The organism is Candidatus Neptunochlamydia vexilliferae (assembly GCF_015356785.1).
Lineage (GTDB): Bacteria > Chlamydiota > Chlamydiia > Chlamydiales > Simkaniaceae > Neptunichlamydia > Neptunichlamydia vexilliferae.
In genome coordinates, this window is sequence record NZ_JAAEJV010000004.1 from 56,099 (window position 1) to 71,596 (window position 15,498).

11 protein-coding genes are annotated in these 15,498 nt (G+C 49.2%); 6 read left to right on the plus strand and 5 right to left on the minus strand.

The window, feature by feature from the left end:
- Nucleotides 1–27: 27 nt before the first annotated feature.
- From sucC to NEPTK9_RS01685, 3 genes are read left to right on the plus strand one after another with little or no spacing between them, the layout of a single operon-like run.
- A complete protein-coding gene (gene sucC, locus NEPTK9_RS01675; protein ID WP_194847096.1) occupies nucleotides 28–1,197 on the plus strand; it encodes an ADP-forming succinate--CoA ligase subunit beta in 1,170 nt (389 codons plus the stop codon).
- Nucleotides 1,198–2,070, plus strand: coding sequence for a succinate--CoA ligase subunit alpha (gene sucD, locus NEPTK9_RS01680; RefSeq protein WP_194847097.1), 873 nt, complete (start codon nucleotides 1,198–1,200; stop codon nucleotides 2,068–2,070).
- Nucleotides 2,067–3,188 carry a site-2 protease family protein gene (locus tag NEPTK9_RS01685; protein WP_194847098.1) on the plus strand — a complete coding sequence of 374 codons (1,122 nt, stop codon included), beginning with the start codon at nucleotides 2,067–2,069 and terminating at the stop codon, nucleotides 3,186–3,188. The genes sucD and NEPTK9_RS01685 overlap by 4 nt, the downstream gene beginning before the upstream one ends.
- 3 nt (nucleotides 3,189–3,191) lie before the next feature.
- Here NEPTK9_RS01685 and NEPTK9_RS01690 read toward each other — a convergent pair whose 3' ends face one another.
- A complete protein-coding gene (locus NEPTK9_RS01690) occupies nucleotides 3,192–4,598 on the minus strand; it encodes a DegQ family serine endoprotease (protein ID WP_194847099.1) in 1,407 nt (468 codons plus the stop codon).
- A gap of 156 nt (nucleotides 4,599–4,754) precedes the next feature.
- Here NEPTK9_RS01690 and NEPTK9_RS01695 point away from each other — a divergent pair, with 156 nt between their 5' ends.
- The gene (locus NEPTK9_RS01695) at nucleotides 4,755–5,066 is read left to right on the plus strand and encodes a helix-turn-helix domain-containing protein (RefSeq protein ID WP_228546962.1); all 312 of its coding nucleotides are present in this window, start codon (nucleotides 4,755–4,757) and stop codon (nucleotides 5,064–5,066) included.
- A 96-nt stretch (nucleotides 5,067–5,162) separates the two neighbouring features.
- Nucleotides 5,163–6,428: a type II toxin-antitoxin system HipA family toxin gene (locus NEPTK9_RS09880; RefSeq protein ID WP_320412040.1), complete on the plus strand. Its 1,266-nt coding sequence runs from the start codon at nucleotides 5,163–5,165 to the stop codon at nucleotides 6,426–6,428.
- A gap of 150 nt (nucleotides 6,429–6,578) precedes the next feature.
- Here the strand turns inward: NEPTK9_RS09880 and NEPTK9_RS01705 are convergent, their stop codons facing one another.
- The 4 genes from NEPTK9_RS01705 to NEPTK9_RS01720 form a co-directional block, all read right to left on the minus strand.
- On the minus strand, nucleotides 6,579–9,479 hold the full coding sequence (locus NEPTK9_RS01705) for an insulinase family protein (RefSeq protein WP_194847101.1): 2,901 nt from the start codon (nucleotides 9,477–9,479) through the stop codon (nucleotides 6,579–6,581).
- A 117-nt stretch (nucleotides 9,480–9,596) separates the two neighbouring features.
- Nucleotides 9,597–9,971 carry a hypothetical protein gene (locus NEPTK9_RS01710; protein ID WP_194847102.1) on the minus strand — a complete coding sequence of 125 codons (375 nt, stop codon included), beginning with the start codon at nucleotides 9,969–9,971 and terminating at the stop codon, nucleotides 9,597–9,599.
- Nucleotides 9,972–10,134: 163 nt separating this feature from the next.
- A complete protein-coding gene (locus NEPTK9_RS01715; protein WP_194847103.1) occupies nucleotides 10,135–11,157 on the minus strand; it encodes a ribonucleotide-diphosphate reductase subunit beta in 1,023 nt (340 codons plus the stop codon).
- An 18-nt stretch (nucleotides 11,158–11,175) separates the two neighbouring features.
- The gene (locus NEPTK9_RS01720) at nucleotides 11,176–14,340 is read right to left on the minus strand and encodes a ribonucleoside-diphosphate reductase subunit alpha (RefSeq protein WP_420887662.1); all 3,165 of its coding nucleotides are present in this window, start codon (nucleotides 14,338–14,340) and stop codon (nucleotides 11,176–11,178) included.
- A 278-nt stretch (nucleotides 14,341–14,618) separates the two neighbouring features.
- Here NEPTK9_RS01720 and NEPTK9_RS01725 point away from each other — a divergent pair, with 278 nt between their 5' ends.
- Nucleotides 14,619–15,452, plus strand: coding sequence for a CDP-alcohol phosphatidyltransferase family protein (locus NEPTK9_RS01725; protein WP_194847105.1), 834 nt, complete (start codon nucleotides 14,619–14,621; stop codon nucleotides 15,450–15,452).
- The last annotated feature ends 46 nt before the right edge of the window (nucleotides 15,453–15,498 follow it).

Below are 15,498 nucleotides of genomic sequence, written 5' to 3' on the forward strand. Positions count from 1 at the left end.
TATTCAATCGTATCACATATAGGAATTATGAACACTCATGAGTATCAAGCGAAAGAAATTTTAAAAGAGTATGGAATGCCCATCCCTGAGTTTGGGGTGGCGGGGAATGCTGCGGAAGCAGAGCAAATCAGTTCCTTTCTAGGACTTAACGAGGCGGTCGTTAAGATCCAGGTCCATGCCGGCGGCCGGGGAAAGGCGGGGGGCGTCAAGTTTGCCAAGAGTAAAGATGAGATTATCGATACGGCGAAAAAACTCATCGGTATGAAGATGGTGAACAACCAGACGGGCCCTCAAGGGATCGTTGCGCAAAAGGTGCTCATTACGGAGCCGGTGGACATTGCCAAAGAATACTATTTGGGGGCGATCATCGACCGGGAAAATAAGGAGGCGATCCTCATCGCTTCCCCTGAAGGGGGAATGGAGATCGAGGTGGTTGCCGAAAAAACCCCCGAGAAAATCTTAAAGCTTCCGATTGGCCTCGATGGAAAGGTGAGGCCCTATCACCTTTTAAGGCTAGCCAATTTTATGGGATGGAAAGGGGAAACGGCGAAAGCTGGGATGAGAACGGCGGCAGCACTCGCTAAGGCCTTTATCGAAACCGACGCTTCTCTTTTAGAGATCAACCCCCTTGTTGAGACGGGGAAAGGGGAGATTTGGGCGGTCGATGCGAAGCTGAGCGTCGATGACAATGCCCTCTTTCGTCAGAAGGAGATTGCGAGCTTTTATGACCCAATGCAGGTTTCTGAAAACGAAGTTTCAGCGAAAGAACATGACCTTGCCTACATCTCTTTAGAGGGAAATATTGGGTGTATGGTCAATGGGGCGGGACTTGCGATGTCGACGATGGATATCATCCATCATTACGGCGGCAAGCCGGCCAACTTTTTAGATGTGGGGGGGAGTGCCGACAAGGAAAAAGTGGCTGCGGGGTTTAAGATCATTTTAGCCGATCCCAACGTCAAAGTGATTCTCGTCAACATCTTTGGGGGGATCATGAACTGTGCGACGATTGCTCATGGAGTGATCGCTGCATCGAAAGAGATTGGGATGAAAGTGCCCCTTATTGTGAGACTTGAGGGGACCAATGTGGAAGAGGGGCGCAAAATCTTAAAAGAATCGGGCCTTGCCATTATCTCTGCAGAGGGGATGGCCGATGCTGCCGAAAAGTCGGTCGCAGCCCTTAAGGGAGGGAAGTAGATGGCGATTCTGGTCGATAAAAACACCAAGGTGATCACCCAAGGAATTACAGGGCGGGCAGGGCAGTTTCATACCGAGCAGTGCATTGCTTATGGCTCCCAATTTGTTGGAGGGGTCACTCCTGGGAAAGGGGGGCAGGAGATCTTTGGCCTTCCCGTCTTCGATACCGTCTATGAGGCGAAGGAAAAGGTAAATCCCGATGCAACGATGGTGTTTGTCCCACCTCCTTTTGCAGCAAACTCGATCCTTGAGGCTGAAGATGCGGGGATTCCACTCATCGTGTGCATTACCGAGGGGATTCCAATCCGCGACATGCTTGAGGTGTCAAGGGTGATGGAGCGCTCAAAAACCTCTCGTTTGATCGGTCCCAACTGCCCCGGAGTGATCACTCCTGATGGGTGCAAAATTGGGATCATGCCAGGGTACATTCATAAGAAGGGGAAGATTGGAATTGTCTCCCGCTCGGGAACACTGACTTACGAAGCGGTATGGCAAACGACCCAAAATGGATTGGGTCAGTCGAGCTGTGTTGGGATTGGAGGAGATCCCCTAAATGGAACGAATTTTATCGATGTTTTAGAACTATTTGAAAAAGATTCTGACACAGCCGGCATTTTCTTGATTGGGGAGATTGGGGGAAACGCTGAAGAAGAGGCGGCCGCTTGGATCAAGGCCCATTGCAGCAAGCCTGTTGGGGGCTTTATCGCAGGTGTAACGGCTCCTCCCGGACGGAGGATGGGACATGCTGGAGCGATTGTCTCTGGCAGAAAAGGGACTGCAGAAGGGAAGATGGAGGCTTTAAGAGATGCAGGCGTTCATGTTGCGGAGTCTCCAGCGGACATCGGCGCCACGATGCTAAAAGCAATGCAATGAAAATACCGGTTAAGATTTCTCCATTTTTCTTTGTGACAGCGGGGCTGATCGGCTGGATCAATACCATGCAGACCTCCCACCCTTTTATCCTCACCCTCATTTGGATTGGAGTGATTTTTGTTTCGATCCTCGTCCATGAGTATGGCCATGCCCTTACCTCCCGCTACTTTGGGCAAAAACCCCGAATCCAACTTGTTGCTTTTGGAGGGCTCACCTACCCGGAAGGGCCTCGCCTCTGCGGCTGGCGGGAGTTTTTAGTCGTCTTAAATGGTCCGATTTTTGGATTTCTCCTTTTTCTTTGCGCCCTTTTTCTTCTATCGACCGAGTTTTTTGAGAATCCCTATATTCTCTACACACTAAAAATCTTGACCTGGGTTAACCTCTTTTGGACGGTGGTCAATCTCCTTCCTGTGATGCCCCTTGATGGGGGGCAACTTCTCCGTGTTGTTTTTGAGTCAATCTGCGGCGCTAAAGGAATCAAGTATGCAACCTTCACCAGTATGTTCCTCTCTGTTGGGTTTAGTATCACCTTTTTCTTTATCGGCTACTTTCTTATTGGAGCGATCTTTTTCCTCTTTGCCTTTCAGAATTTTAACGCTTGGAAACAGTCGCGGGTGATGACCGAAAGTGACCGGAACGACGACCTTACCGGTAAGCTCAAAGAGATCGAAGACCACCTCAATGCGAACCAAAGAGAAGAGGCAATGCCCAAACTTGAAGAGGTGCGTGAAAAGGCAAAGAAGGGGATGATTTTCAATCTCACCACCCAGTACTTGGCCTCTCTTAAAGCGGAGAAAAACGACCATCAAGCGGTCTATGACCTTCTCAAGCCGATCAAAAGCCACCTCAACCCCGAGTCCAAGATCTACCTGCATCAGGCGGCCTATGAGGTGAAGGATTATCCCCTTGTCATCGAGCTGGCAGGCCCTGCCTTTCAGCTTCTTCCCAACCCCCAGATTGCTGTCCGTAGCGCTGAAGCATGTGCAGCCCTTTCCCAGGTTGAACCAGCTGTCGGCTGGCTCCACGCCGCCCAAAAAGCGGGCATCGAAGACCTCTCACCGATCGTGGCTAAAGAGGCCTTCAATAATATTCGAAATAACCCTGATTTTAAAGTCTAAGTCCTATTCTGCTCTTAGGGAGTAGAACTTCATCATTTGCCCTTGGCGGATGAGGAGGAGGATCCGCTGCCCTGACTTCACATTCTGGAGGGCATCGTTAAACTCGGTGACGTTGGTCACCTTCTGGTGGTTCACCGCCATGACGAGGGAGCCAGGCTGGATCCCCGAGCGACTTGCAGGAGAGTCAGGCTCGATTGAAACAACAATCACCCCTTGGTCATCTTGGTGGAGGCGGTACTTTTGGATGTTTTGGTTCGTCAGGTTGTCGACTGAGATCCCTAGGTGGCGTGAAGCAGTCGTGCTCGAAACGAGGGTATTGGCCCCATAGGTTCCTAGCGTCACGGGGATGGTCATCATCTTTCCATTGCGGTTAACGGTGAGCTTTACGACGGTTCCTGGAGGGAGAAGGACCACATCGTTTCGGAGTTGGCCGGGACTTTTTATCGTATTTCCGTTGAGTTTGGTGATGATATCTCCTTGCTGAAGACCTGCTTTTTCAGCAGGGGAGTCTTCAACGACATCGACGACGAGAGCTCCCTGAGTGGTTTTTGTTCCAAACGCTTCAGCGAGGTCATTGTCAATGGGCTGGAGGGAGACACCGAGGAAACCGCGGGTGACGACTCCATTTTCTACAAGTTGGTGTTTGATATTTTGAAGGATGTTACTCGGAATTGCAAAACCGATTCCCATGTACCCTCCCGACTGGGAGACGATTGCGGTGTTCATCCCAACCACTTTTTTGTCGAGGTCGATAAGGGGTCCTCCCGAGTTACCGGGGTTGATCGCGGCGTCGGTCTGGATAAAGTCTTCGTAGTCGGTGATCTGAAGCCCTTGTCGCCCTTTCGCGCTAATGATTCCGGCAGAAACGCTCGCTTCAAGGCCAAAGGGGTTTCCAATGGCAACGACCCACTCGCCCACTTCGAGGTCATCGGAGTTGCTCATCTCGATGAAGGGGAAATTGCTTCCTTGCTCTTCGTCGATCTTAATAACGGCGATGTCGGTATGGGAGTCTCCTCCGATATAGGAGGCAGAGACCTCGCGGCTCGTTCCATCTTGGAGGGTCACGGTAATCTTTTTGGCACCCCGCACGACGTGGAGGTTGGTCATGATGTAGCCATCTTTCGAAATGATAAAACCCGATCCTTGGCTCACTTGAGGCCCTTGTCTTCTGGGGGGACCACCGAAGAAGCGGTGGAAAAACTCGTCGTTGAACATGTCGTTCGGATCATTGCGTGGGGGAGCCCCCTCTGCGCGGATAAAGACAACCGCAGGGGTGCAATTTTTTGCGACATCGATGAAGGGTTGAGAGAACGATTTTGTATCGGTCTGTGTGCGGCTGGGATTCCGCCCATAGATGGGGGTTGAAATAAGTGAAATGAGTAAAATGATTCCAGTAATAGCTGTGTGCATACTCTCTCCTTGATGTAATTCTTCAATTTAGCAAAAGAGCTCTTTTTTGGTAAGAGGTTTTTTAGAGTTGTTATATTAGTCGTTAAGCCATTTTGTGACTTTTATAAGGAGCATAAAAATTGTTTTTTTCTGATTTTTCTGTATACTAAGGTTATGATGAAAAAAGTGATTCCTATTCCAGTTATGAAAGCTTTACGTAAACTAGGGAGCGATATTAACGATGCCCGTAGGCGGCGCACTATCACGATTGCTCTTATGGCAGAGCGTGCAGGGATCTCACGGACAACTGTTGGGAAGGTTGAAAGAGGCGATCCCACGGCGTCGATGGGAAGCTATGCTGCTGTTTTATTTGCTTTGGGAATGGTGGATAGACTCAGTGATTTAGTGGATGCGATGCATGATGTGATGGGGCGTCAGCTTGAGGACGAGAAGCTCCCTAAAAGGGTCCGTCTCCCAAAGGGGGAGTGAATGAGTAGTCGAGAAGTTATTGTGTCGGTCACCCTAGTGCTCTGTCAACCCTAAAATTGAGGATAGATTGGTTGAGATTTTTTCGGCTGGCAAAGTGTGGAGATCGAACACGAAGCCAGCCGGGAAAAGATAAATCAAGATATCCTAATTCTTAGGGGTGACAGAGCACTAAGTGGGGAGGATGTTCGGATAGGAAGTTTATGGTTTCATACGCGCAATGGTCGAGAAAGAGGGGCTTTTGAGTATGATAAGGACTGGCTGATGCATCCAGAAAAGTTTGCTTTGGAGCCAGCCCTTAAGTTGACTGAAGGCTCTTTTCATACCAAAGCTGGTCGGGGCTTATTTGGTGCGATTGGCGATTCAGCCCCAGATTGTTGGGGGCGCACTCTCATGCGTCGTGCCCATGCCGCAAAGGATAATGATAGGAAGCAGCCGACACTTACCGAAATAGACTACTTATTAGGGGTTAATGATGAGGCGCGTCAGGGAGCGCTCCGTTTTTCGCTTCCAGCGAATGAAAAAACCTTTTTGTCTGCGCAGCGGGAAAAGGTCTTTCCCCCTCTCATACGTCTTCCGAAACTTCTTGCAGCAGCAGACCATGTGATGGAAGACCATGAGAGTGCTGCCGATCTTAAGTTGCTTTTGGCGCCAGGCTCTTCCCTTGGGGGCGCCAGGCCAAAAGCCTCAGTCAAAGATCGAGATGGAAGCCTTGCCATTGCTAAATTTCCGAAAAAAGATGATGAATTTAACGTTCCTGCTTGGGAGGCGGTGGCTCTGATTCTTGCTGAAAGTAGTGGGATAACGGTCCCTTCATGGCGACTTGAAACGGTTTTAAAAAAACCGGTTCTGATCCTTGAGCGCTTTGATAGAAAGGGGGGGCAGAGGATCCCCTTTCTATCATCGATGAGTATGTTAGATGCTGGTGATCATGAAGAGCACAGCTATCTGGAAATTGCTTATGCTATTGCGCAACATGGAGCCTCTCCCACCGAAGATCTAGAAGAGCTCTGGCGACGCATTGTGTTTACCGTCATGATTTCCAATACAGATGACCACCTTCGTAACCATGGTTTTCTCTACGAACGTTATAAAGGGTGGAGGCTGTCGCCTGCCTATGATATGAATCCCACACCCATCCATATCAAGCCAAGGGTATTAACAACAGCAATAGACTTTGAAGATACGGCAGCTTCCTTAGAGACTGCTATGGGGGTCGCGGGAGAGTTTAGGGTATCAAATAAGCGGGCCCATGTAATTATCAAAGAGGTTCAAGCAGCCGTTAAAGAGTGGAGGGCTGTTGCAGAGCGCTTGGGAATTCCTAAGGCTGAGTGTGATCAAATGGCGTCAGCGTTTATTTTTTAACCTCAGATTTCGGTTTATTTCACTCAGCCTCAGGGGATTTTAGCTTTCTTTTCTCCTTTTTGATCTCGGAAAGGGCCATTTAGACCCTTACCTTCGATCCAAAAGAAGAAAATTTAAGCAAAACTCTCTCTGGAGCTAAGCAAACTAAACCTAAAACTGAGGTTTTGTAAGCCCAGTTCCTTCATTTTCAATAAGGGGAGCGCCGGCAAAGGTCACTTTGACCGCTGAGCTGGGATCGAGATGCTCGGAAACCGCCTTCTTCACCTCGTCTTTGCTGGTGATCAGGAGGTGGTCTCGCATCTCTTGGCGCATCTCTTTGGTGTACCCTTCGCGGAAATGGGCATAGCTAGAAATCGCCCGACTTCCAGGAGAGATCGGGGTGTCATAGTCTTGGATAATCCCTAGCTTCGCTTCAAAAAGCTCCCGGTCGGTAAATTTTCCGGCAGCCATCCGGGCAATGCCCTCCTCAAAGGCTTCGAAAGTAAGTCCGATGTGGGGATCGCGGTAGGCGCTCATGTAATAGTTACCGGTAATCGGATTATAGCTGGCGCCAGCGCCATAGGCGCCCCCTTGCTCGCGCACTTTGGTGTGGAGGAAGGTGTTTTGCATCAGCTCGGTTGAGATGCTTAACCCCGAGGCATGGGGGGAGGTGAGGGTGGCCGATGCAATTCCCATCGCTGAAAAGGCAACGGGAGAGCTAATCGGATAAGCCTCTGAAGGAGCTGAGAGGGGAAGGGTAAGTCCTTCCCACGGTCGATAGGGCTTATTAGTGGGGAAGTCACTCAGCCCATAAAACCCTTCCTTCGATAGGGTGTGATACTGATCGTGGTCACAACTTAAAATCAGCTGGGGGGCGGTCAGGTGGAAAAGAAGACTCTTGATCTCTTTCAGTTTTTCAATCAGTGCGGGGAGTTTTTTATCGATTTTTTGGGCGAGGTTTCGGATCCACTGAAAATAGGTAATTCCATGGAGGTGCTCCCCCACATAGGAAGCTTGGGAAAAGGGACTCACGGCCCTTTGAATTGCGTAGGACATGGCGCTTCTATTGAGCCGGTTTTCGAGCGAGGTATGGATCTGCAGGATAAGGTCTTTAATTCGTCCCTTATCGGTTAAGTCGGGAGCGCGACAGACCGTTTTAAACAGGTCGAAAAGCTTATCGAGATTGCGGCTAAGGGTTTTCCCTTTGAAGCCGAAGACGGGCGCAAGGGTATGCGAATCGGTTACCTGCGGGTAGAGATTTAAAAAGGTTCCAAAATCTCCCAGGTAAGCGTTGATGTAGTCGAGGTTTTTCCGGTAGTTCCGCTCTCCAGCGCCGAGCTCTGGAAGGATCGAAAGGAATAGTTGGAGATAGGGGAGATCTTCCTTTGCAATCTGAGGAAGGTCGAAGGCCAGGTGGCCGTAGGCAATATGGTTGGTAAAACACTCATGGTGGAAAACGGTCAGTTGGTCGATTTGCTCCCGGTGAAGGGGAAAGTGAGGGATCTCCTTCGGTACGTCGACCAAGGTGATTTTCGGGAGACACTCGAGCGACTGACTTTCACTTTTTGCCTGGAACTTTTCAAGCTCAGCCGTCTGTTTAACGATTGTCTCTTTTTCTTTTTCGGTGAGGGCCTCTTCGATCTTGTTGAGGCGCTTCTTTTCTTCATCCTGCTCCCGTTTTTCTAACCCACTATCGGGGGAGAAGGTAAAGGTAAGGAAGTGGGGGTTTTTAAGGAGGTATTTTCGAATCAGTCCGGGGAGATAGTCGGGGTCTTTCACCTGGATGAGGAGCTTTTTAAAGTGGCTATGGATCGTCAAGGCATCTTCGGGAAAGCATCCATGCTGCATGGGGAGGATCGAGCGCATAAAGAGGGTGAGGCCAAAGGGGCCATAGTCGCCCGTAATCTCCAAACGAGAAAATTCGAGCTGGTGGATCGCCGCATCAACAAGCTCTTCCTTGATCCCCTTCTCGGCGATCTCTTCCAAGGTTTTTAACAGAACCTCTTGGAGTTTTTCCGTACTTCCACTCTCGCAGCCCCGACAGATGATGATATAGGGAATTTCTCGCATGTCGGTGTCGAGATAGCCATCTGCCTGCGTGCAAAGTCCCGACTTGATCAGGGAATCTTTCAGGGGGGAAGCGTCGGTCTCCATCAAGATCGAATCGAGCACTGCCAAAGCCAGTGCCTCTTCTTGATTTTCGAGCTCGGTGGTGAGCCAACTAAACGAAACAAAGTCTTGCCCCGTTTCTGCGGGGTAGGTGCCCACTTTCTGAATCGGCGCGGCAAAGCGCTGCTGCTTCGGAACCCCTTCAAGTGGGGGAAGTTTTTCAACCCCTTTAAGTGCATGTTTTTGAATGAAGTCGAGATGCTTTTTTAGGGGGAGGTTTCCATAGAAAAAGAAGATCGAACGGCTTGGATGGTAATGGGTCGCATGAAACTCCTTCAGCCCTTCATAGGTGAGGCTGGGGATATCCTTGGGGTCACCTCCTGAGTTAAAAGCGTAGGTTAAGTCAGGTGTTAAATACTTTGTGATCTCCTGCCACAGGCGGGTTTCAGGGTTCGAAAGACTTCCCTTCATTTCGTTGTAGACAACCCCTTTGAAAATCAAATCGGGATCAAACTCAAAGCGGTGTCCCTCCTGCAAAAAGCTCATCTCTTTTAGCTCGGGGGCAAAGACCGCATCGAGGTAGACCTCAAGCAGGTTGTAGAAGTCTTTTTCCACCTGAGAAGCGGCTGGATAGCAGGTAAAGTCGGCCCCTGTCATCGCGTTCATAAAGGTGTTGAGACTCCGCCGGGTCATCGCAAAGAAAGGATCCTTGACCGGGAACTTTTTTGAGCCGCAGAGGACGATATGTTCCAAGATGTGGGCAACGCCTGTCGAGTCGCTCGGCAAGGTCTGTAGCGAGAGGCAAAAGAGGTTTTCAGGATCATCGGCTTCTAGGTGGACCACCCGCGCCCCTGATGGCCCATGCTCAAGCTCATAGAGAACCATCTGGAGCTCCTCGATCGGAGTCACTTTGGTAAAGGTAAAGTCGCGATGGGTATCGCCTATCTTATGCTTGGGAGTCATAACGACTAGTTTAATTCATGACCAAAAAAGTTGCTAGGTAATTTACAGCTAAAAGTGAACTTTTAAAAACGAAGGGAGATTTTGCTGCTCATTCAAAATTGGGTAAGACCCTTGCTGTTAAGCATGGGGATCAAAAAATATCAATTGTTTTGCCTTTTCAAAGAAGGGATTTTCACCGATATTGTTCTTAAAATGAATGCACCATGCCCCTTTTGGGTCGAGGTTTTGAAGGACCTCTAGCTTTTCTTTAAGCTCTAATTGATTAAATTTCTTACTCTGAGATGTAGAGGCCCCTTCTTTAATCATTTGAGATTCCTTTATTTCAGAAATAATGGTATTTTGCCATTTGCCCATGCTCTTTGGCGTAATTTGGGCAAAAATCTCGTGCTTGTTTTTTTCAATATAAAACTCCACTTTACGGTTAGGACAGCTACCAGCTTCATAAATGTACTCATAAGTAGACACATGATTTGCATTGGTTGTTATAGACATTTTTTGCCTCTTTTTGATTAGTTCAAGCAAACTTTACGTCATTTTAACATGACGTATGAATTAACTGACAGTCCTGGGATTCGATTTTTGGCATGGTTCAAAATAGGGTAACATCTTTTGTAGAAAAAGTGTAAGTGAGGGCCCCGGTCAGGGCCCTTTTTGTTTACCAGGTCAAGCTAGCCGAAGATTGGTACTCGGTTACCCGCGTTTCGAAGAAGTTTTTCTCCTTGCCGAGATCGATCGTCTCGCTCATCCAGGGGAAGGGGTTCTTCGAGTTGTATTGGGTCTTGAGACCAATCCGCTCGAGGCGGCGATCGGCGATGTACTGGGCATACTCGCGGAACATCGGGGCTGTGAGACCGAGGATCCCTTTGGGAAGGCAGTCCTCAGCGTAGCGGATCTCAAGCTCGACGGCATGCCGGATCTTATCGGTGATGTAGGCTTGGAAGTCAGAAGACCAAAGCTCGGGGTTTTCCTCTTTAATCCCGTTGATCAGATCGATCCCAAAGTTAAGGTGGATCGTCTCATCGCGGAGGATGTATTGGAACTGCTCACCGATTCCGGTCATTTTGTTTTGCCGGTGGAGCGAGAGGATCATCGCAAAGCCGCTATAGAAGAAGATCCCTTCCATAATGATGTAGAAGCCGATCAGGTTCTCAAGGAACTTTTGGGCCCCTTCTTGGGTCTTTGTGTCAAAGTTGTTTGCTAATATATCTTGGGTGAGATTCATCTCGAAGGCATCTTTATCGTGGATGGCGGGGATCTCATTATACATGTTAAAGATCTCCCCTTCATCGAGGGCTAGTGACTCAACAATATAATGGAACGTATGAGTGTGGATCGCCTCTTCAAACGCTTGCCGGAGGAGATACTGACGACACTCGGGGTTGGTCACATATTTATAGATCGCGAGTGTGATGTTGTTGGCTACAAGACTCTCTGCGGTGCTAAAGAAGCCAAGGTTTCTCATAATGAGGAGACGCTCTGCTTCGGAAAGTTGGTTCGACTTCCAGATCTCGATATCTTTTGCCATCGGGACTTCGGTGGGCATCCAATGGTTAGCACACCCATTGAGGTAGTGCTCCCATGCCCAGTTATACTTTAAGGGCATGAGTTGGTTGACATCGACGGTGGTACAATTAATAAGCCTTTTTTCGGCGGCTTTGGCCCTTTTTTCTTGGTGCATATTATTCTCCTAATAAGCTTATTGACAACTTTCACATCCTTCTTCGAGATTGCAAACCGGTACAGAGGGTTCGCTTTCTCGGTCAATTTTCACCCTTGCGGAAGGGGACTCACTCTTCATCCAGCGGGGCTGGAGAGAGCGTTTGTTAATATCGAGGGTGGACTTTTCGATTTGGGTCGCCCCTAACGTGCGGCAGTAGTAGGTGGTTTTCACCCCTTTTTTCCATGCAAAGAGATACATGTTATGGAGCTTTTTCCCACTGGGCTCGGCTAAGTAGAGGTTGAGCGACTGCGCCTGGTCGATCCACTTTTGCCGGCGAGAACCACACTCGATGATCCACTCGGAATCGATCTCAAAGCAGGTGAGGTACTGCTTTTTCAAATCTTCGGGGATCCGCTCGATTTCAAGGACCGATCCATCAAAGTATTTGAGGTCGTCGATCATCTGGTTGTCCCAGACCTTGAGCTTTTTAAGCTCTGCGACAAGGTGGGGGTTACAGAAGGTGAACTCTCCAGAGAGGTTCGACTTGGCGTAAAGGTTTTTATAGTTGGGCTCGATCGAAGCGGTCACCCCTGCGATATTGGCAATCGTTGCCGTCGGGGCAATGGCCATCACATTACTGTGACGCATCCCATGCTTTTGGATCGACTCCCGCACCTTACTCCAGTCCATTGAAGTGGAGCGGTCCATTTCCACCGTTTCTCCCCGCTCTTTTTCGAGAAGATCGATGGTGTCGATCGGGAGAAGTCCTCTTTCCCACTTCGATCCCTTGTAGCTGGGGTAGGGGTTCCGCTCTTTGGCAAGCTCACTCGAGTAAAGGATCGCATAGTAAGAGATTATCTCCATACTCTTGTCAGCAAACTCAACCGCTTCGTGGCTGGCGTAGCTCACCCCTAAGATGTTGAGGGCATCTTGGAAGCCCATGAGCCCCAAGCCAATCGCTCGGTGAGCCATGTTGGCAGTTTTGGTCTCAGGGATCGGGTAGAAGTTGACATCGATCACATTGTCCAACATCCGGATGGCGGTATGGATCGTTTGGGCCAGCTTCTTTTCGTCGAGCCCTTTTTCGGTCACATGCTCGGCAAGGTTGACCGAACCGAGGTTACAGACCGCCGTTTCCTCTTTGGAAGTGTTGAGGAGAATCTCGGTGCAAAGGTTTGAGCTATGCACCACTCCCGTATGGTCTTGGGGGGAGCGGATGTTAGCGGGATCTTTGAAGGTGATCCAAGGGTGGCCTGTTTCAAAGAGCATGCTGAGCATTTTCCGCCACAGCTGCAACGCCTCGACCCGTTTCCAAAGGGTGATCTTCCCTTCGTCGGCCATCTTTTCATACTCGGTGTACCGCTTTTCAAACGCCTTTCCATATAGGTCATGAAGGTCAGGGGTTTCATTGGGGCTAAAGAGGGTCCACGTCCCATTTTCTTTCACCCGCTTCATGAAGAGATCGGGAATCCAGTTGGCGGTGTTCATATCGTGGGTCCGTCGCCGCTCATCTCCCGTGTTTTTACGGAGCTCGATGAAGTCTTCAATGTCGATGTGCCACGTTTCGAGATAGGCGCACATCGCCCCTTTCCGCTTTCCTCCCTGGTTGACAGCAACAGCGGTGTCGTTGGCCACTTTAAGGAAGGGGATAATCCCTTGGCTCTGCCCGTTGGTCCCTTTGATGCGGGCCCCGGTTCCACGGACGTTGGTCCAGTCATTGCCTAGGCCGCCTGCCCACTTGGAGAGTTGCGCATCATCGGCAACGGTTTTAAAGATGTGCTCAAGGTCATCCATCACCGTTGAAAGGTAGCAGGAGCTCAGCTGCGAGTGAGTGGTTCCCGAGTTGAAAAGGGTCGGGGTTGCCGAGAGATAGTCATGCTTGGAGAGGGTCTCATAAAACTGGAGGGCATACTTGGTTTTGTCTTCTTCATTAATGGACAGTCCCATCGCCACCCGCATCCAGAAGATCTGGGGAGTTTCAAGGCGGCGCCCCATATCATGGATAAAGTAGCGGTCATACAGGGTCTGCAGCCCCAAATATTGGAACTTGTCATCCCGCTCCAGTTTCATCGCTTTGCCAAGAGCGTCGAGGTCAAAATCGGCAAGCTTTGGGCTGACCCGCTCAATTTTAATGCCGTGGGCGATATATTCTTTAAAGTAAGCGTGGTGTTTTTTCTCCACGTCGTGATCGAGGGTGTCACAACCGATTGTTTCCCGGTAAAGGACATCTAAAAGGAGGCGGGCCGAAATCTTAGAATAGATCGGATCCTTTTCGATGTGGGCTTTGGTCGCCATAATCAACGCTTGGTCTATCTCTTCTTCCTTAATCCCTTCATAGAAATTGAGGATCGCCCCTTCTAAAAGGTCTTCAGGTTTTACGATCTTTTCAAAACCGCGGCAGGCGTGGTCGAGACGGTCGAGAAGCTCAGACTCAGAGATCGTTTTGCCCCCCTCCATCTCAAACTTTCTCTCTCCATCTTTAGCTTTCCGCCGTTTCTTTTTAGGACGAGCGGCCGTTGCAGCTGTCTGCTGCCCCTTTTCAGCTCGGTAGAGGATGTAGCTTTTGGCTGCTTGGAAGTAGCCAGCGCCCATCAAAGCTTCTTCAACCAGGTTCTGAATGTGGTGAACGTGAAGCTCTTCGGTTTTGGCTAGGTTAACCGCTTCCCCAACGACCTGCTGTGAAAGGGTGTTGACAATCGAGATGATCTCATCAGGGGTTGGCCCTTCAATCTCATGCAGGCGGCGGAAGATTTTTTCCATCGAGGCAGCCACCTTAATCGGATTGAAGCGGACCGGGTTTTCACTATCTTTTCGGATAATCTTTAGGTTTCTTGGGTCATCTCCCCGCATCTCTTTGTGGTGATCTCTATAAATAATGTAGTCGCGTGCCACATCGTGATGCCCATTTTTCATCAATGTGACCTCAACCAGATCCTGAATTCCCTCAACCGTTAAAGTGACATTTTTCGACGCGAGCTCAAAAAGTTTGTCCACCACCTCATTGGTAATGACCTCAGCAATTTGGATCAAATCTTTGGGAAGGGGCGCTTCCTTGCTTAGCTTTTTGGTGTCACGAAATGCCGCCTCAATGGCCTTAAAGATCCGCTCTTTTCGGAAAGGGACGATGGTTCCATTCCGCTTCACAACGGTGAACGTCTTTTCACCCGCTGCGATGTTCGCTTCTTTGAAAGAAGAGAGCATTTCTTTAGAATTATTGGGCGTTTTAGAATCTGATTTTACCATATTAAATACCTCGATTTTGGAACTAAATTCCTAATAATTTAGATTTTCAGTAAATTATGTTTTCTACAACATCTTGTGCTCTTCGCACCTTCTTACCCACTATATATTGTAGTTGCAATTCTTAAGTCTACAAAAAAATGAGACAAAAGGCAAAAAAAAAATCAGAAAAATTTCAACACATAGAAAACAAGATGATTAGCGTTTCCGAAAAAAAAAATCTGTGCTAAGCTTGAGGCATGAGACAGTTTTATTTGTTACCAAACATCATCACAGCCTTTGGACTTTCGTGTGGACTTTTCGTTGTTTTCAAAGCGAACATGACAGAGCCGGGTGTGGGAACCTACGAGCTTTTATATTCGTCGGCCTTGCTCCTTCTTTTGGCAGCCTTTGCCGATCTTCTAGACGGTGCTGTTGCCCGAATTATCCGCGCAGAAAGTGAGTTTGGTTCGATGTTTGACTCGCTCGCCGATGCGATTTCTTTTGGGGTAGCGCCATCGGTTCTTTTCCTAAAGAGCCTTTCCCTTGATCCGGCGACAGGTCTTTCCTTTTTTGCTGTTGTGGGGGCGATGCTTTACACCATTTGCGGCGTCCTACGCCTTGTTCGCTTCAACGTCCGTGCGCATGAGATTAAAACCGATAAAGATGCCATGATTGCCTACAAGAAAAACTTCACCGGCCTGCCGATTCCCGCTTCAGCTGCTGGCGCTATTTCGATCAATCTTTTCCTCCACTCGATCTTTGCACAAGACTGGATCCCCCTATCCTATAATGCCCGGGCGATTATCCTCACCTGCTCGATGATCATTCTTGGCTACCTCATGGTGAGCAAGTGGAAATTCCCGAGCCTCAAAACCCTCCACTTTCGGGTCCCTTCCTTCCATCTCGTCCTCTTCACCGTTCTTCTCGCCATCTTCATCCTCTACGGGATCTTCTATTATCTTCCCCTTGTCCTCCTTGTCTGTTCTCTCGGCTACATCCTGACCGGATGTATCCTCACCCTCATCCGTCTTATCGCGGGCAAGAAGTCGAAGACCCTCGTCGATTTCGAAATCGACGACGATGCCCCCTAGTGCTCCGATTCAAAAGTTTTTAGTCTAGAGGGTGTCGCCATAAGAT